This is a genomic window from Chryseobacterium nepalense (genome assembly GCF_023195755.1).
Lineage (GTDB): Bacteria > Bacteroidota > Bacteroidia > Flavobacteriales > Weeksellaceae > Chryseobacterium > Chryseobacterium nepalense.
The window spans coordinates 1560467-1580238 of sequence record NZ_CP096203.1 but is presented as its reverse complement, the minus strand read 5'-3'; the positions used below and the strand labels follow the sequence as shown (position 1 = coordinate 1580238).

The following is a 19772-nucleotide window of genomic DNA, read 5'->3' as shown; positions in this document are numbered from 1 at the left end:
ATGTCTAAAAAAGGAGTTTCAAAAATTTCAGGAAATCCAACGCCGACCATTGGGGAAAAAACCACCTATATCGTTACAGACTGGTATCCTTCAACACCTGCCGGGGAAAGAAATCCTGCCGCAATAACCTGGGAGCTTTTTAAAAAAAGAGCTAACGGAAGTTTTACTTCAACCAATATCAAGAAAAAGGGAGACGGAAGCTTTACGTTTGGCGAAGTTGCGGCAAAAAATACCTATCGTCTGGAAGCTTATCTCCATGAACCGGAAGGCAGCGGCCCAACAACCATCGATATTACTCCACAGCCTGCAGGAACGCCGGAAATTACCAAAGTAGAGCTCCGGTACGCCGATGATACGCCGGGAACTGTTTTCAGCTATACCGATAAACTTATTGCTAAAGCGCTCTGCGTAAATCTTACGGGGAAAAAACTGGTATTTACGCTTTGGGAAGATGATGCAGCAGGAAACGGCCATAATTCCGGAAATCTCTTTGTAGACAGCCGCGAAGCTATTGTAGACAGAACCGGAACTGCCGCTGCTGAATTTGTTTTAACAAAAGCTTTAATGCAGAAAGCAGCTCAGGGTGAAACAGATCCACAGAAACTTGAATTTTATGTTACCGTAGAATATTACAGCAACAGAAAACATGCTACCAATAATGTTGCAGTTCAGAATCCGGAATATAAAGAACCGGCACAGCAGACGCAGCAATCGGGTTCGTCGCAGCAAAATTCCGGAAATCCGCAGCCTTCTCAGCAACAGCCGGTTTCAAAAACACAACAAAGTGAAGAAGCAGATCAGCCAACCCAACCTGACGCCTCCAATCAAACCAATGGAACCATAGAGCCGGAACAGCAGCCAACTCCTCAACAAACGGAAGGAAAAACGACAAGTGTTGTACAGGAACCCAAAGCTGAAAGTCTGCTCGATGCCTATTTTGCAAAGGAAGAATTTACAAAGGAAACCGATGAAACAGATGGCAATTACACTTACACATTTGCATCAAACAACAATAATATCAATAAAGATACTGTTGCGCAGATTATTAAAGGCAAAGTAGACCCTGCCATAAAAAAGGATAAAAAATACGCGAAATTTGAGACTATAAAGAACGCACTCACAAAAACTTCTTATGCGAAAGGGGAAACTATTTCTTTTGCTTTACATAAACTGGGTCCTGTATTTGTAAAAATAAATAATGCACCGCTGGAAGAAGAAGTATATGTAGTGGCAACTACCATGCTTCTTGACGGTAAGGAAGTAAGCATAAATATTAAAGAAAAAGAACCTGTATTAATCGAAAAGGACGCCAGTCTTCCCGTATTGGAAGCCAAAGAGAACGGTGCCGAAATAACAACTCTTAAAGCGGTCGCACAAAACGGAATTGCTAAAGTTAAAATAAAACTCCGTCCAAAATCCGATGATACGCTGAAAGAATGGAAGGAAAAATTAACGGGAATAAAAGATGGAACCCACACCTATACATTCGGGGGGAACGGCAATGCTACAGCAACGACACAGCAAAAGAAAAAAATTGCAGGAATTATTATTAACAAAATAAAAGCCGAACTGGCAGAACAGAAAAAATTTGCGAAGAGTGAGGCTATTGAACAGGCATTTACCAAAGAAGTTTACAATAAAGACGAGCAAATTACTTTTGATGTTTATAAAAACGTAACCGAATATTTGTGGCTAAAAGCCGAATGCACAGGAAATTTACAGAAACATGAAGGCGAATTTCTGAAAAAAGACGGAGCCTATTTCGAGATCGGGAAAAAATGCCCGAGATGTACGGAGAAAATTACCATTGAGCAAATTGAAGAGCTGTATGGCGCTTTACCGGCGCATAAAGCTTTCAGACAGGAAGTGGTAGATAATCTGAACAAATATATTTTTGATTCAGGCAAAGAAATTCATATCAATACCTGTCTCAGAAAAGCTCATTTCTTTGCGCAGGTAGGTGCTGAAACATTAGGAATCAACCCGGACTGGATGGTAGAAACAGATAAATTCCGCTATTCTAAATCAAGAAGTTTGAGTATTTTCGGGCAAAGAGCAGCCAACCTCAACGCCGCAGGCCTTCTGGAAACCTATTGCAGCGAAAATCCGCAGAAAAGACTGATGAATTATATGTATGCTGCAGAAAACGGCTTTGGAAACGGAAACGGAAACGAAGCCAGTGGCGACGGTTACCTGTTCAGAGGTAGAGGGCTAAAACAGCTTACAGGCCGCGGAAATTACAGAAGTGCAGCCAACTATATCAAGGAAATTTTTCCTGATGAATACACAGATCTCGAAGCAGATCCTGATAAGGTAAAAGAAGCCAAGTATGCAGTTTTAACGGCAATTGCTTTCTGGGAAAAACACGAAATCTGGAAAACGGCAGACACCGTAAAAGTTTCTACGCTGGATAATGTGAAGAAGGTGAGAAAACTTGTTAATCCGGGATTGGCAGGATTAGGAGATGCCAAATCATATTTCGACAAAGGAATCAATGTATTTAAAGTAAATTCATGTTCTCCTGTTGAAGGAGGTGATTCTGCATGGCATGACCCGATAGACAATCCGCAAAGGACGTATTATAATTCCAGCGGTGCCCATAAAGAGCAAAACGGAGCTTTCGGACCGGTGAGAACAAAAATAGTGAACGGACAGGCTGTTCCGAAAAATCATCAGGGGCTTGACATCTTTGCAGATATAGATACGCCGTGCAAAGCCTGTCTGGACGGAACCATTGTGAGCTACATGAATGAAGGAAGTGCAGGCTATGGAAATGTGCTCGTTCTGGAAGTCAGCGGGGAAGATTTAAGAAAAGCCAAAAGAAATTATACGCACGAATTTACCGCAGAGGTAGAAAGTGGATCAGGTTTTGATATTAATGCTGATAAATTTTATCTTCGTTATGCCCATTTAAAATCGGCAGTTAAAACAAGTGGAGAAGTAACGGCTGGTGAAACTATCTGTTATTCAGGTGATTCCGGGAATGCAAGCGGGGTTCCGAATCCGCATCTGCACTTTGAAGTTGCCATGAATGCTACCGGGAACGGAACAGGCCTTCAGAACCGGTACAACCCTGCTTATTTTGTAAGGCTTACAGCAATCGATCAGCCGGCGCAACAGACTGTAAAGGAAGCAAGATCTTAATGTAAAGAAAAAATGTATGTACAAATCGCTTTTTAAAATATCACTTTTACTGTTCGGGTTTACCCTGTTCAGCTGTAAAGAAAACAGACAAACCACAGCAGAGCAGAAACAGGTAGCAGCAACATCTGTTGTTCAGGCTGCTAATCTCAATGTTGCGGAAAGCAGCAAAAAAGTAAAGGAAAATGCAGATCGCGAAATTTCTTTCGATATTGTAGATCCCTTCAGGAAAGATGATTATGAAAACTGTTACGTTCATGGAGCTACAAGGCTTATCCATAAAACTGACAACAGCTTTATGCTTACAAAAAAAGATTTTGCGATTACGGATATAGACTTTTCAGATATTAATTACGAAGGACCGGGTTACACCATCTATTCTTATCAATCTTCAGCCAATAAAAATATGGAGGTTATTATCATTGAAGGACAGGCAGATATCGGTACAGCATGGTATTATGTAGTAGTTCTGGATGGTGAAGATCTCGTAGACAAATTTTATGTAAAAGAGCCGAGAGCCAATTCAGAAAATACGGATATGAAAGATTTTATCAACGTTGCACTGAAAGATAAAGATCTTGTGCTGAAATTTAAAAAAGATAAAATTGCAGGATATTCCAAGGCATTGCCAAATTTAAGAACAGAAGGAAGTTATTTATGTTTAGACAAAAAAATTAAATAATTTTTATATTAAAGAAAGTAAAAGAGGTCTGCATTATGTAAGGCCTTTTTTTATTTTGGAAAGCTTTGAAGAATAAATTAAGTGTTACCTATTACAAAATATCCTGATATTTTACTTAATGATTTTAAATATTATATAATCTAATGTTCGAATAATTGTAATTAAAAAGCTTTTATTCAGATTGTTAGAATGATGCTGATTAGGATTAATTAAAGAAATTTGCGTTCAAATTCAAATAAAATATTTTCATACAGAAAAATATGTATTTTTGATTTATCAATCACATAAAATAAAACTTTTATGATCAGTAAAAACTTTTCCGTTATATGTCTTGTTGCTGGGTTTTCTTTGGTTTCATGTAATAAAAATGAGAACCGGCACACAAAGAACACTAAAGATTCTTCAGTTGTTTCCGAGGTGATGAAAGAAGATCAAAAGCCGGTTCAGGATCAGAAAACGGAAAAGACAGATTCTTCTGCAGGAGAAGATGAGCATAAGGACGATGCAACAATAGCGGTGTCTAAAAAAACTGTAGATGGAACTTTCGTAGCCAGTAACTGTGACGGCGGAAGATTTTCAATAGAATTTAAAAATACAGGCGGACAATCCACATTCAAAATATTTGATAAAAAGAAAATCATTGCAGCAGGAAATGTATCGGCGGAAACCGATGAAAAAACGGGAGAAATAACCAATCTTGAAATGGGCGAAATCGGCGGTCTTTATCAGGGCGATAAGATTATTATCCAGAACTATGGCAACTCTATGAATGAATTTGATCATTTTACGCAGTGTGGTGACAAATATCTTGAATTCAACAGGATAAAATAACACTTCCATTACTCTTATTACAGCAATTATTACAGCAATCACCTCAAAAAAATATTTGTAAAATAAAAATTTTACACTAAATTGTGGTAAGTCAAAAACAGAATATATGATCGTTCATTTTATACTTTCCGGGGAAACGCTGGAAAGCATATCTGAAGAAATTCATCTTGAAAATCCGAAATACCTGAAAGAATTTCACAATACCCATTGTGCAAGGGAAGATATTATACAGGATACACTCATTCCCGGAAAAAAACTGATTATTCCCGGCATAAATAAAGTACGAGAATACAACAGCCTTAATGATGCTCCCTTTAAAAATCCCAAACTCAACCCTGAAATTCCCTTCAGTCCGGAAAATTTCAGCAGAATATATGCTGTGGTTAATAAAGAACTATATGAAAATGAGCTTGAAAAACGACATGCTGTTCTTACCTATACGGTTTCTTTAAAATGGATGCGAAACGAAAACGGCTTTCATATTTTTCATCTTTTTAAAAATAATTTTTCAGACGGACAGGGAAATATGATGACAGATCTGGCTTCAGAATCCATCCGCTCGCTTAATCCACTGGAAATTAAAACAGATCTCAAAGGAAATCTGGTGAGCATACAGCTTACCCAGCAGACGATGGATCATTTTGAAAAGATCATGAAACGTTTGTCGGATCTTTTCCCTGATAAATACGCGGAAATTTATCTCGATGAATTTGAAAGAGCTGTTCGGAAAAGGAGTATTTTTAATTCAAGAATGAAAAATGATGTCTTTATTAAAAACTATTTTGCATCATTAAGGAATCCGTTTGCAAATGGAAAATCTTTTTTTCAGCAGTCTGTGGGGGAAGAGAATACGGACATTACGCTTCAGCAGAAAATTGAAAATCCGGAATACAATAATGAAATTGTAATACTTCAGAATCCTCAATACTCCGAAAGTGATATAGAATTTTCCGGAAAATATACATTGTATACAAAAACAGGATTGATTAAAAATATAGACCTGCATTATACTGTCTTTCAATTTGGGTTTAAAAACTCCAGTTTCTTTACTGTGTCAGAATTGTCCTAAGCCTCATAAACAGGGATATGTTAAATGTATGTTAAATCATTTGTCGTAGAATTACGACATCAAATCGTAGTATTACTACAAAATATCAGATAGTGGTGAAAAAACTTTTCTAAGAAATTTTGCCCTCCTATCTTTGTTACACAATCACCGAATCACAAAATATTATTAACGATTAAAATTTACCATCATGGCAGCAAATTCAAGAGGAATTCTTAAATTCAATGGAGGAGAAGGTCAAAAACTATTAAAGCTGAACTACAGTGTGTCAAGATCAACAGATGTATCGGGCAGAGTAGCTTCAGATCCTTCCAACGCAATCATCAAAGTAACTGTAGAAGCAACTGAAAAATCAGATATTCTGGAAAGTTTACTCAACGGAAAATACAAGCCTACAACAGGTGAAATCACTTTCAACAAATCCCACGAAGAAGGCACATTGATCACATTAAACTGGGAAAACGGATATGTAATCCAGCACGAAGTAGATTTTGATGCCGTAGACGAAAACAGCATGCTGATCAGCTTTATCATCAGTGCAGAAACAATTGATTACGGAAATTCTAAGTATGAAGGACTTTGGCCTTCAAGCTAAAACCAGACGTAATTTAATATTCATAAGGGAAAGACTGTCATCACGAGGCGGTCTTTTTTTACCATTATCAGCAGCTGTTTATTATATTTAAATTATTACTGCTGCTGTTTCAAAAAAAACATATGTTTTCTACTCTCAAAAAAAACTGATATATTAGTAGAAAGGTAAAATTTTCAGGAGGTTATGGATTAATTTTTGCTGCTGTTTAGCGAAATATGACCGGTGAAAATTACCACACCACAAAAAATATTAATCTGAGAAAAAAATCGCAATGGGAGTACTAGTAACCAATGATACAGTAAAACAGCTATTTCATATCGCACAGTCTATCGCGAAAGAGAATTATAACGGAACGTTCGGCGGACCGCATATTCTTCAGGCATTAATGCATAAAGACATCGGCATTTCGGATTTTCTGAAAAGCATCGATAAAGATCCCGGATATTTCTATGAATGGGCAGATGTACGAATCGAAGATTATCCCAAGACAACTCATCTTCCTGATGAGGTAAAAGAAGATGAATCAGTAGATACGATCGTAGAAGAAGCTGATGATATTCGTTTAAAGCTTGGTTTGGATGAGATCACTCCGATTTGCATTCTGACAGCAATTGTAAAACCGCAGGTGGCTTTTTCACTGCAGCAGCTGAAATCACTGCCGCTTCGCGAACACGAAATTTTCAACCTGTACAGGAAAGATACGCCATATGAAAATTCAGGAAATCAGGAATTCTCTTCTTTGTTTTCAAACGGATCAGATTATTCCGATAATTCATTTCCTTCTATTAAAAATTATTGTGTCGACCGCACAGCGCAGGCCAGAAAAGGAGAAATTGAAAATATCATCGGAAGAGATAAGGAACTTAGAATGCTGGTGGAAATTCTCTGCAGGAGAAGCAAGCCGAATGTTATTATCATTGGTGAACCCGGAGTAGGAAAAACCGCACTTGTAGAAGGATTTGCCATCGAAATTATCAAAGGAAATGTTCCGGAAATGCTTAAAAATGGAACTTTGCTTGAACTGGATACCGGGGCTTTATTAGCAGGGACTTCATACAAAGGCGAAATTGAAGACCGCCTTAAAAAAGTAATCAATGAATGCAAAAAGATAGAGAAAGCCATTCTTTTCATCGATGAAATTCATACACTTCTTGATCCTAAAGGCAGTATCGGAAATGTAGCCAATTTACTGAAACCGGAACTCGCAAGAGGTGAAATCACCGTAATCGGAGCGACGACACAGGAAGAATACAGGAAAATTATAGAACCTGAACAGGCTTTTAACAGAAGGTTCGAAGTACTTACTGTACATGAACCGGACGAGAAAACCTGTGTTAAAATGATCGACGTTCTTCTCGAAGGTTATAAAAAACATCATGGTATAGAGGTGGAAAAAACGGCTCTGCCCGAATGTGTGCGCCTTGCTAAACGTTATGCTAAAGGTAAAAAATTACCGGATGCTGCTATTGATTTGTTAGACAGGACAATGGCCGCGATCAAAATGTTGGACGAACTTTCTGAAAAAGAACTGGAAAGCTGGAAAAACAGCTATGATGAAATTCTAAAAGAAGAATATTTCGATGAAAAAGATAAAGCTGATGAGCTGATCTGGACCTATAATTTGCTGAGGGATAAAATCAGTCCGATTTTATGGGGATCGCTCAGCGAACAGCCGCAGATAGACAACTCAATGCCGGTAGAGCAGATCCGGAAAACCATTGAAGACACCTATGCGGAACTCTTGCAGCACGCCGCCAGGAAAAGAGAAAAAGTAGATCGTCTTGAGCTTGCAGCAGTAATGGCAGCGAAAACCAATATTCCGATCGGAAAAATTCAGGCACAGGAAAAAGAAAAGCTTCTGAATATGGAATCGTTGCTGATGAACAGGGTTGTGGGACAGGATCATGCACTGAAAATCCTTTCTGATGCTATTGTGGAAAACCGAAGCGGATTGAATAAACCGGGACAACCGATTGGATCTTTCTTCCTTCTCGGACCTACAGGAACCGGAAAGACAGAGCTGGCAAAATCCATGGCCGAATTGCTTTTCAACGACGAAAAAGCGATGGTTCGTTTTGATATGTCAGAATTTAAAGAAGAACATTCTGCAGCGCTTCTTTACGGTGCGCCTCCGGGATATGTGGGCTACGAAGAAGGCGGTATGTTGGTTAATAAAATCAGACAACAGCCTTACACCGTGGTTTTGTTTGATGAAATTGAAAAAGCGCATCATTCGGTATTTGATGTGTTTTTACAAATTATGGATGAAGGAAAAGTGCATGATAAGCTTGGAAAAGAAGGGGATTTTAGCAATGCTTTGATATTATTTACATCAAATATCGGAAGTGAAGAAATTGTAAAGCAGTTTGAAGAAGGCAAAGTTCCGGAATCATCTTCTCTAATGCAGATTATGTCTAATTCGGGACGTTTCAGACCGGAGTTTCTGGCAAGAATTACAGAAATTATTCCTTTTGCACCAATTACCGAATCGATTGCTGAACGAATTTTTAATATTCAATTAAAATCACTTCATGCATCATTAACAAGATTGGGAATGACCTTGAAAATTTCAGATGAAGCCGTGAAAAATCTTGCATTAGGCGGATTCAGCAGCAAATATGGAGCAAGACAAATCTCGGGAGTTATAAGATCTCAGCTTGCAAGGCCTATTTCTAAAATGATCGTTCGGGAAGAAGTAAAAGCGGGGCAGACAATTCACTTAGACTGGAATACAGAAGAGGAAAAATTAACCTGGAAAGTAGATTAACAAAAAAATATACGTTAAATTCCTTATTTGCGTTAAATAAGTATATGAAACCAAATCTCAAAAATATTATCCTCACAGGAATACTACTGTTGTGTTCAAACATCATGAATGCACAGTTTCTTGCTGCTTCAGATACCTCTGAGAACAGCGTGAGAAAATATAAGAGTATTATCAGTTCCAATAAGGAAATCGTTGAATTTATAGAATATTCTCTTGTTCAGAAAGGTCTCCCGAAACACCTCAGGAATCTTGCTTTAATTGAATCCCATTTCAATAGGAATATTACCTCTGGAGCAGGGGCGGTAGGCGTATGGCAGTTTATGACTTCTCATGCCAACCAATATGGTCTTACCCAGCAAAACAGGAATGATCTTTACAAAAGCACGAAAACCGCAGTCGTTTCTCTTACCAATTTATATAAAAAATACAACAACTGGATAACGGTAGTTGCTGCATATAATTGTGGTGAGGGAAATATTGCAAAGGCGATGACTGCAGCCAACTCATCACAATATCATGTATTTTATAAATTTTTACCGGAAGAAACCATCAACCACGTAAAAAAATACCTCAATGCGTGCTACGCTACCGGCGAACTACAAAGTGTATTGAGTAATTATAATTCTTCCAGAATGAATACGGTATTTTTTGTGAATGGTGGAAGCAGAAAAAATAATGAGCAGATGGCAGAGACAGATATTAATGCCGGATTTAATTTAAATGTTATAGCAGATGAACTGGATCTGGACGTTAACAGGCTTCTCACCTGGAATCCCGGGATTTCCGAAGATCTTCAGAATAAAGGAGAAGGAACTCTTTATCTGCCGAAAGATATCATGCCGGATTTTTTATTAAAGAAAACTAAAATTCTCTCGAGATCAATAAAAGAAACTTATACACCCCACACCAAACAGTAAGAACACACACGATAATGTTTAACCTTACAAATCACAGGTACTATGAAAACAGAATCTGAAAATATACTTAAAAGCCCTTCGTTCCGGCCATCTCAGAATGCCGACGGAATTTCGGAGAATCATCATGCAGGGATCAACAGACTGGTGAAACTTTCTCTTGTTATCGAAGGAAAAGTTATTAAATATTACAAACATTTTAAACTTACACAAAGTACGAGAAGGCACCATGAGTTTAGTCTTACGCTTGCTCATGACGCACTCGGCGACCGACAGACACATACGCTTGAAGAAGCCAACAAATTTCTGGGTAAACGGCTTACCGTCGTTATTTCTTACAAAGACATTGATAAAAGCCCCGAAAGAACATTTGTGGGAGTTATTACCGGTGTCGGCTTTAGCCAGGAAAGAATGAGCCTTGGAAATATTGTTTTAACAGGTTACAGTCCTACGATTTTATTGGACGGTGCACCGCATGTTCAAAGTTTTGGAGGAGCGTCTCCAGTGAATATGGGAATTATTGCGAATGAGGTCATCAAACAGGGAATTGATTCCAGCCGTTTTGATGTGAGAGTTGATACCAACGACTATTCCCAGATTATTTACAGCAGCCAGTACGACGAAACGCATTACAATTATCTGGCGAGAATGGCTGAAGCCTACGGCGAACAGTTTTATTATGACGGCGAAGTACTTCATTTCGGCAAACTGCCGCCTCAGAATAAACCGATCAAATTAACGTATGGGAGCAGCGCCAATGACATTCGCGTTGAATTAAAAGCAGTTCATACAAAACCTCAGTTTTACGGCTATAACAGCAGTAAGAATGAAAAGCTGAAATCGGGGGATACGCCTGTTCAGCATGTAGGAGATTTGGCTAAAACAGCGTATGCCCATAATGAAAAAATATATAAAACTCCTGCTCTTCAGGTTGCTCCTATTAAAGCAGCAACACATCTTGATGTGGAATATTCACAGAAAAGCACATCCGGAAGTCAGGCGGTTAATGTATTTTCTTTATCAGGAAATACAACCGTTCCTTTTTTACACCCGGGCTGTGTGGTTGATGTTCAGATGCGTAAAATAGATACCAATGAATCTGCCTATTTTACAAGAATCATGGTCACGGAAGTTTCTCATGAAGTGGATACAAGAGGACATTATACCGGAAGCTTTGAAGGGATTGCTTCTGATACCGGCTTTTTACCCAAACCTGAATTTAAAACTCCAAAAGCAGAGCCACAGATTGCAACCGTAATTTCAAATGCGGATCCGGAAGGGCAAGGACGGGTGCAGGTGAGATTCGACTGGCAGGCTAATGATACTACCCATTTTATCCGGATGATGAGTCCGGATGCAGGAGGAACAGATAAAATTACCCAGAACAGAGGCTATGTGGCTATTCCGGAAGTTGGGGATCAGGTTATGGTGAACTTTGTACACAGTCATCCTGACAGACCTTTCGTGATGGGAGGAATGTTTCACGGCGGTGTCGGACTTGGTGGAGGTGCAGACAACAGGGTAAAATCCATTCAGACCAGAAGCGGGCACAGAATTGTTTTCACGGAAGATGAAAGCATTGTTATCACCGATAAATCAGGAAATGAAATTCATCTGGATACAACGGGAAGCAATATCACCATCACGGCTCCGGAAACGATGACCCTGAACTGTAAGAATATGAATATTAATGTCGGAATGAATATGACCACCAACGTCGGAATGAATAAATCTGATACGATTATGGTGAATCATACCGAAAGTGTGGGATCCATGAAATATCTTTCTACCGGTGCGGATTTCATGACGAATGTCGTTGGGAAAATGAGCCATTACGTAAAAGGAGACATGGAAGTTTACGGAGAGAAAGAACATAAGCTTACTTCGATGAAAGGTATTCAGGTTAGCAGCGAAGGGAAAGTAGAACATCATTCGGAAAAAGAAGTTCAGAATAATAGCGGAGAGAAATCTAAAAATTATTAATCATGAGCATCGAATATTTTGTAGAAGGCAAAACAGTTACCCAGACAGGCGGTAATTACAGAGCCTACGCTAAAGAAGGCATCAGCCACAGCAGCGCAGTTTCGGTGGAACAGAAAGGAAATCAGACCGGTGTAACCTACAATCCAGCCCAGAAGATTAATCCTCATGACAAGCCTGTTAATACCATTGATGTAACGTTAAATCTTTTTTTTGACGGAACACTTAACAACAAAACAAATACACAGGCCGGCGCAAAACAGAATAAGCCAAAAGGAAGCTATGCCAATGACTTCAGTAACGTGGCAAGAGGCTATGATTGCATTGATCCGAATGCACAAAATCAGGTTGCCTATTATGTTGAAGGAATCGGTACGGTAGATAATAAATCTGATAACGATACCTTATGGCTGTTCCCGGCTAAAGGTGCAGGGATGGGAATAAGTGCAAGAGGAGTACAAGCTAAGGCGACAAAAGGCTGTGTAAAAGGTGCAGAAGCAGTTCAGAAAAAATTCCAGGGGAAAAAGATTGATGTCCTCACAGTGAATGTTTACGGATTCAGCAGGGGTGCTGCCGCAGCGCGTCATTTTTTGCATATTGCCGGTACAGCCGTCAATTCACAGAAGATTTCAGATAAACAAATCCTTGTATATCCGCCCGAAGATTATGAAAAATCGGATGCCGAACCGAAACCCAATCAATATGTTATTGTTAACGAACCCGATTTTCCACTGCTTAAATATGGATATTTCGGAGCCTGTCTTATTCAACAGAAACTTAAGGTTAAGACGGTACGATTTAATTTTGTTGGGCTTTATGACACCGTTGCTTCATTTGGAGTTAATCATAAGGGTACTTCATTATTCGGATTCAGCATTATTGATGATGATTCCAAACAGCTTGGGCTAAATGCAGTGAGAAACGCATCATTTGTGTTGCAGCTAGCCTCATCAGACGAGTATCGTGACAATTTCAGCCTTACCAATATAGACAGCGCAGGAATCAGGGGATTGCAGCTTACTTTGCCGGGAGTACACTCAGATATCGGCGGTGGTTATGTAAATAATGATAAAGAAGATGTTTTGCTGCATGAGGAAATAAATTCCAGCAGAGAATGTGAAAGATTCAGGAATATACTGATTGAGGAAGGATGGTACAATCCGCAAGAGATCACTATTGAATCGAGCATAGTTCCCTCGCGAACAGCGGCCATAAAATATAAGCTTTGGGGAAGAAGAAAAAAAGTATCGAATGAATACGACAAGGTATCACTGCATAACATGTTTTACTACTCAAAACAGTTTGAGGTAAAATATAATGAAGGCCTGGTGGCGGATCATCAGATTAAAGATGGTTTTATCGCAGATGTCAGCAACAAGCTCACTGCAAAATATATCGCTTCCTGTAATAATCTGAGGAATCAGTATGTGAAAGAATATAATGCAGGAAAGCATCCTTCGGCAGGTGAATATATAAGCCGTGCAGGAAGTTATTCTTACCTTAATTCCGGAATAGATATTAAAAAACTGAGGAATGTGTATTTACATTGGTCTGCCAATAAAGATTCATTCGGTATGGGACCTAGATTTTCGGGACCGAAAACAGCAGCAGAACGCAAAAGATATATATTAAATGGATAAATGGAAAACTCTTATTATTGCTCTGGGAATGCTCCAGCTTATGAACTGTCAGGATATGAAGAAAAAAGATGATATGCCTATGCCAACATATGACGTACAGATTTCACACCCGTGGAACAACTATCTTATCACTCCTGTGGAAGACAAGATTATAACATTGGAAGGGGTTCCTGCCGGTTTGCCGTACGGAAGCTCATCGGGAACATGGGGAGATTCGGGGAAAGGTTTTACAGAGCAGTCGGGAACGCCTGTTGGAGCAGATATTGTGTACTTTTCCAGATATGAAGACACTTTTTATCATCTTAAAGCAGATTTCCCGAAAGATAAGGTAACGGAACTTCTTGATCGCGCTTATGCCAACAATGAATCAGACTCTTCAGATGAACCGATGAAAGAGTTTATCAATATTAAACAGGAATCCGATTATTACGAAAAATATAATAAAGCAGGAATGGCTTACTATAAATTCGGAACACTTGTATTTGGATTTGCTCCGAAAGGTATGGTTGTTGTCTGGCTTAAATTCGGATATGTTTCCGTGCAGCTGGGTGAATTTCAGGCTGAGGTGGTAAAAGACGATAAAAAATACGCTGATAAGCTGTTTTCAAAAATTTCGCAGACACGGGAAGAGATCAAAAAAAATATGTTTATCCCCGACGCATCACCCAAAGAATGGAAAAATTATCAGAAAAGATATTTATGGACTCCTTATATCACCTCAGAAAATAAAGGGTTTCGTTTATTTAAAATACAATCGGAATATTATAATGGAGAAAGAGAAATTATGCTCCGTCCGTGGGTAATGAAACCACCAATGAAAGAAAGGGCTGTTCCGAAAGAAATCACTTTCTTTTGGGAAACCGGGAAAGGACAGGCTTATGAAGGCCGTGTTTTTTTAAACTGGGAAAACGCAAACGAGTTGCTGGAGAAAGCAGGAAAAGATTTTAAACTTAACATTAAAGTAGCGCCGGACAACAGCAATATGGAAATCATGGTCAACGAACAGAAGATTCCTGTAGACAGCACAAGAATTTATCAAAGTGATCTTACTTTTAAAGAATCATATTGATAATTCGAAGCTCCAAAATCTCAAAATAAACTAACATATCATAAAATCCGGCAGGCTAATTCACTGCCGGATCTTTATTTTTATACGTTAAAACAATTTTAAAATCACCTTAAATAAATCTTAATATTTCCCTTTATTGTGTAATGATATTTATCAGTATTAATTTTATTTAAATTTTAAATATATGATTTGTAGATTATTATGTAATTTTTTATTTCATTTGTAGTAGAATTACGACATCAAATCGTAGAATTACGACAAAAAATAAAATTAATATTACAAAATTTTCGGAATTAAAATTTGTGATCTATCTTTGAATCAACAAATCAACGAAACCAACCAAATCACAAAATATTATTAACGATTAAAATTTACAAATCATGGCAACAAATTCAAGAGGAATTTTAAAATTCAACGGAGGAGAAGGTCAAAAATTATTAAAGCTGAATTACAGTGTGTCAAGATCAACGGACGTATCTGGGAGAGTAGCTTCAGACCCATCAAACGCATTAATTAAAGTTACAGTAGAAGCCACTGAAAAATCAGATATCCTGGAAAGTTTACTGAACGGAAAATACAAACCTACAACAGGTGAAATTACATTTAACAAATCCCACGAAGAAGGCACATTGATCACATTAAACTGGGAAAACGGATATGTAATTCAGCATGAAGTAGATTTTGACGCTGTAGACGAAAACAGCATGCTGATCAGTTTCATTGTAAGTGCCGAAACAATCGACTACGGAAATTCTAAATACGAGGGTCTTTGGCCAAGCAGCGGTAACTAATACCTACAATCATCTTAGTAAAAATAAAATTGGTTACAGAATAGCTCAGCTCGTAGGAGTAGCTATTCTGTTTTTTCTTTTCTGAAGAAGATAAAAATGGTCCCAAAAGTTAATAAATGTTATAAAATAGCATCCATGTTCAAAATTTATTATCTTTAATATCATTTAAAAATAATAAAGTATGGAAGCGTACAATTTTGAAACGGCAATCAAACCCTTTTTTTGGGTAGCCTCAGAAAAGACTTTTTCAGTATGTTTAAATGCAGGAACCTACAAACCCGAAATTTTCGAGTGGCGCAAAGATGAAGGTTTCGAAGGCAATGGATACGATTGGGCTTCACTTGCGAAAGTTTTTGTAGAAGAAAAAAGGCCCGATCTTGCAGATGAAATTAAATTTGATCCGGAAGCCGACATGTTTTGTGCCTATTCCAACAATCCGGAACGCTTAAAAGAATTTGTAACAGACTTTAAAAAAACCTGTGAAGATGAAATACAGATTCAGGATCTTTTCCTGAAAGCAGAAATAGATTAAAAAACAAAGACCTCGATGAGGTCTTTTGTATTATATATAAAAAATTAAATGATAGAGGATTTCGGGGGCGGGAGCAAAGCTCCCGCCCCCGAAATCCTTCAAGACCTTGTAAAGAAAAATAAGTATTTTAGACGAAAGTTTGAAACCATGAAACCAACCTTTTTTTCTACACCGCAGAAATTCAGAAAATGGCTTGAAGAAAACCATCAGTCAGAAAAAGAACTGCTGGTCGGATTTTACAAAGTCGGAACCGGGAAACCTTCCATAACTTGGCCGGAATCTGTAGATCAGGCTTTATGTTTCGGATGGATAGACGGCGTGCGGAGATCTGTTGATGAAGAAAGTTACAGCATCCGTTTTACACCGAGAAAACCGACAAGCATCTGGAGTGCCGTTAATATCAGGAAAATGGAAGAACTTACAAATGCAGGTCTCATGACAGAGGCCGGAGAAAAGGCTTTTCAGCTTAGAAAGGAAGAGAAATCAGCAATATACTCTCACGAAAATGAAACCGCTGCATTGAGTCCGGACTTTGAAAAACAATTTAAGGACAACAAAAAAGCCTGGGCATTTTTCAACAATCAGGCGCCTTCTTATAAAAAAGTAATGCTGCACTGGATCATGCGGGCGAAACAGGAAAAAACCAGATTGTCAAGATTGGAAAAGACGATTCAGGAAAGTGAAGCGGGAAAGAGAATTTTATAAGATGCAGGAATTTTTAATTTTTATAACAATTTTATTGGGAATATCAAATTTCCATTATTTTCTGTTTTTTAGGAGGGAAAATAAGCAATTGAAGTTAAAGATATATGTAACCATAATTTTTGCTGTTTCAATTATTTCAAGTCTGTACATCATTGCAATAACTCCCGGATTTTTCTACGATGAAGTATTACAAAACTGCTTCTTTTTGGTATTGATGAATTTTTTAATTCCAGGATATTTTTTAATGCTTTACGGAATCAATTCCATATTGGAAAATATCCCTATTATACGTGGATATTTTAGCTTTAATGTAATATTCTGTACTTTATTTCTCAGTGCTTCAATGCTGTATTATTTTTTAAGTATGTTTATTTTATCATTTAAATTGTATTAAGACTAATCATTATTTTAACATGAATAACGAGTTTCAGGAAGAATTAAATTTACATTCAGCAGGAGCAATAATAAGGCATGCTTCTGTTTTTAACCAGTTAGAAAGTCATCAGAATAATTTTCAGTTAAGTAAAGAGTTTACCGATAAATGGGTTCTTCCATTATATATGAAAATAAGAAATACCCATGACCTTTCGTGGGTAGATTATCTTCTGGAATTGAAAAATGAATTGACCGAAGATGTAACTTTAGCGCTCTTAGGAGATTTTAATTGGAGAACCAGAACAGTTGGAGCTTATCTGTCTGTATTGAAAAATTATGAAAGTCAAATACCCATCATTGGTGTTCATTTACTCAAAAGTGAAGTGTGCTATGCGGGAGATTTATATGCTCTGGTTCTTGCTTATCATAATACTCCTGAAACAATAGAATATCTTCATCAATATTTAGAATATTATTTGCAAAAACCTGAGCTTGACTTTGATCAGCAAGCTGTATTGGAAGCTGTAGCTTATCTTGACATTATCAATAAAACAAATAACCTTTCTAAATACTTGAAACTATGGAACAAGATGCTGATTGAACAAGGTGAAATTTCCAAAGTAAGAAATATTCAGATTGCTAAAATAATTGAACAGCAAGAAGGCAAAGGAAGTTCTGAAAAATATTTAAAAAGCTTGGATCAGGTCATTATAAATCCTGAATTGAGCGTTAAGCACATTACCGAACAAATCAAATTTTTACAGGAATTGAAACCTTATTTTGACTAAATATATCCTAACTTTGAAGCCATAAACAAGAAAATTAACAATGCATACAGATACATTAGATTTTTGGGTAGGAAATTTTAACAGTGAAGAAGATTTTTATGATTTTGTGGAAGAAGATGAAAACTATTATCTCCTTGAAGAATCTGATGACATCCATATTTCAAAATTTGCCGCTTCACAGAATGTGGTGTGGCTTGATCATGATTTTGTAGAGTACGGCTATGAAGATGGAAACAAAACCATCTATGAAAAATTCGCCGCGTATTCTTTTGCCGAACAGTGGCTCCCGATATTGGTGAACAGGCTTAATGAGATCAATCTGAAATTTGAAGTGAATGCCATCATCTTCCTTAATAAAGGACAGGTTCCGAAGCCCGTTTCCGTTGAGAACGATTTTTTCTCTCTGACGTATGTTGGCGGCATTGAATTTAGTGCATAAGGCATTTAAACTTATAATTTTTTATACCGAACCATGAAGATATATTCCGTTCTGCAGATCGGTGAATACCATATCAATCATTGCGAAGATTTTTTGATTACAAAGAAAATAGGAAGCAATAAAATCTTGTGTGCTGTGATGGACGGATGCTCAACAGCCATGGAAAGTCAGTTTGCATCTGCCTTATTTGGCAAAATTTTGCGGAAAATAAGTATTGAAAAAGGATATGAAGAATTATACGAAACCAGCCATGTAGATAGTCTTGAAGACGAGTTGAAAGCTGTATTAAAAGAGCTCTTTAAAGAAATCATTGTTCTCAAAAATCATCTCATGCTCGATGAAAAAGAGCTGCTTACGACGGTAATTCTTCTTCTTTATGATATGAAAACGGATAAAGGAATCATTCTAAGCATCGGTGATGGTTTGATTTGTATCGATGGAAAAATCACTGAATTTGAAAGAGATAATAAACCTGATTATCTTGCTTATCATCTGAAGGAAAATTTTGATGACTGGTACAACAATCAGACTCAGAAAATATTTTTCAATCAGATGAAAAACGTTTCCATTGCGACAGATGGAATTTCTTCTTTTACAGCTGTTAAAAAGACCAGTCACAATGAGAAAATTGATCCGATTAATTATCTCCTGATAGATACAGATAATATTGATTCCGAAGAAATGCTTTCCCAAAAATTAAAAAAACTAGAACATTATTACGGATTGAAGCCTACTGACGATCTCGCTGTTATCAGGATTAATAAGTATATCATTGGCACTATAACGGCTCGAACAGTCGGTAAATAGATAAGTGGAATTAAATTCAGAAATAGGATTTTCATGGCAGAGAATATAAAAAGTTACAAAAATTTATTAAAAGTTTTTGCCGAATTAAGAAAGTACGGTATCATTACAAATGATTTTATAACAGGTTGGTCGGATGAAATTCTGTCCTCAGAAAAAACATCCGAATATGAGTTTATTGAAATCTCCACAACAAATTCTACTCATGATTTAATTACCTTATTAGACAGGAATTCTCAAAATGCTGATATGGAAATTGTTTGCAGGGCAATACTCGGAATTCTTTATCATTTGTTAAATACAAAATCTTTGGAATTTAAAAAAGCGCTTAAGATAATCTGTGAAATTTCTTATGAAGAAAGACTTACGAAAGATGAGCAGTATCTGCTTTACGGATTTTCAGAATATTCAATGTATGATCTTGATGGTCCCTATGAAGGTTTTCGCCTGTTTAAGGAAGATTTAATTAAACTTTTAAAAATATATCAAAGCTTCACACTATCAAATTATAATGAGTGGCAGATAAAAAATGAAATTCTGCGACATGAGCTTGACAAAGAACTCGATAGGATCAAATGGAACTATCCTTATTAGTTATGAATTAAACCTACCAATGATCTGGCCATTACCAGAATGACAAAATAAACTAAACC

17 protein-coding genes are annotated in these 19772 nt (G+C 37.4%); all 17 read left to right on the top strand.

Features of this window, described 5'->3' with window-relative positions; translation table 11 throughout:
• The 17 genes from M0D58_RS06765 to M0D58_RS06685 all read left to right on the top strand — a co-directional run bounded on the left by M0D58_RS06765 (position 1) and on the right by M0D58_RS06685 (position 19713).
• Entirely contained in the window at positions 1–3144 is a 3144-nt protein-coding gene (locus M0D58_RS06765; RefSeq protein ID WP_248394493.1) for a peptidoglycan DD-metalloendopeptidase family protein, read from the top strand.
• 16 nt (positions 3145–3160) lie between these two features.
• Entirely contained in the window at positions 3161–3823 is a 663-nt protein-coding gene (locus M0D58_RS06760; protein ID WP_248394492.1) for a hypothetical protein, read from the top strand.
• A 300-nt stretch (positions 3824–4123) separates the two neighbouring features.
• Positions 4124–4654 (top strand): hypothetical protein, encoded by a 531-nt coding sequence (locus tag M0D58_RS06755; RefSeq protein ID WP_248394491.1) that lies wholly within the window; start codon positions 4124–4126, stop codon positions 4652–4654.
• 106 nt (positions 4655–4760) lie between these two features.
• A complete protein-coding gene (locus tag M0D58_RS06750; RefSeq protein WP_248394490.1) occupies positions 4761–5723 on the top strand; it encodes a hypothetical protein in 963 nt (320 codons plus the stop codon).
• Positions 5724–5910: 187 nt separating this feature from the next.
• A complete protein-coding gene (tssD, locus tag M0D58_RS06745) occupies positions 5911–6315 on the top strand; it encodes a type VI secretion system tube protein TssD (RefSeq protein WP_029296853.1) in 405 nt (134 codons plus the stop codon).
• A gap of 271 nt (positions 6316–6586) precedes the next feature.
• Positions 6587–9082: an ATP-dependent Clp protease ATP-binding subunit gene (locus tag M0D58_RS06740; protein ID WP_248394489.1), complete on the top strand. Its 2496-nt coding sequence runs from the start codon at positions 6587–6589 to the stop codon at positions 9080–9082.
• 44 nt (positions 9083–9126) lie between these two features.
• Positions 9127–9999: a lytic transglycosylase domain-containing protein gene (locus M0D58_RS06735; protein WP_248394488.1), complete on the top strand. Its 873-nt coding sequence runs from the start codon at positions 9127–9129 to the stop codon at positions 9997–9999.
• A 42-nt stretch (positions 10000–10041) separates the two neighbouring features.
• Positions 10042–11979: a type VI secretion system Vgr family protein gene (locus M0D58_RS06730; protein WP_248394487.1), complete on the top strand. Its 1938-nt coding sequence runs from the start codon at positions 10042–10044 to the stop codon at positions 11977–11979.
• 2 nt (positions 11980–11981) lie between these two features.
• Entirely contained in the window at positions 11982–13616 is a 1635-nt protein-coding gene (locus M0D58_RS06725; protein ID WP_248394485.1) for a T6SS phospholipase effector Tle1-like catalytic domain-containing protein, read from the top strand.
• On the top strand, positions 13609–14685 hold the full coding sequence (locus M0D58_RS06720; RefSeq protein ID WP_248394483.1) for a DUF2931 family protein: 1077 nt from the start codon (positions 13609–13611) through the stop codon (positions 14683–14685). The genes M0D58_RS06725 and M0D58_RS06720 overlap by 8 nt, the downstream gene beginning before the upstream one ends.
• Positions 14686–15065: 380 nt before the next feature.
• Positions 15066–15476, top strand: coding sequence for a type VI secretion system tube protein TssD (tssD, locus tag M0D58_RS06715; protein ID WP_248394481.1), 411 nt, complete (start codon positions 15066–15068; stop codon positions 15474–15476).
• Positions 15477–15657: 181 nt separating this feature from the next.
• On the top strand, positions 15658–16008 hold the full coding sequence (locus tag M0D58_RS06710; RefSeq protein ID WP_169232548.1) for an immunity 51 family protein: 351 nt from the start codon (positions 15658–15660) through the stop codon (positions 16006–16008).
• 147 nt (positions 16009–16155) lie between these two features.
• Positions 16156–16713, top strand: a complete 558-nt coding sequence (locus M0D58_RS06705; protein WP_248394961.1) for a YdeI/OmpD-associated family protein — start codon at positions 16156–16158, stop codon at positions 16711–16713.
• Between the two features lie 413 nt (positions 16714–17126).
• Entirely contained in the window at positions 17127–17876 is a 750-nt protein-coding gene (locus tag M0D58_RS06700; protein ID WP_248394480.1) for a DUF6000 family protein, read from the top strand.
• A 40-nt stretch (positions 17877–17916) separates the two neighbouring features.
• Positions 17917–18315, top strand: coding sequence for an immunity 22 family protein (locus tag M0D58_RS06695; protein ID WP_248394479.1), 399 nt, complete (start codon positions 17917–17919; stop codon positions 18313–18315).
• Between the two features lie 33 nt (positions 18316–18348).
• Positions 18349–19122 carry a protein phosphatase 2C domain-containing protein gene (locus M0D58_RS06690; RefSeq protein ID WP_248394478.1) on the top strand — a complete coding sequence of 258 codons (774 nt, stop codon included), beginning with the start codon at positions 18349–18351 and terminating at the stop codon, positions 19120–19122.
• A 33-nt stretch (positions 19123–19155) separates the two neighbouring features.
• On the top strand, positions 19156–19713 hold the full coding sequence (locus M0D58_RS06685; protein WP_248394477.1) for a hypothetical protein: 558 nt from the start codon (positions 19156–19158) through the stop codon (positions 19711–19713).
• Positions 19714–19772: the final 59 nt, after the last annotated feature.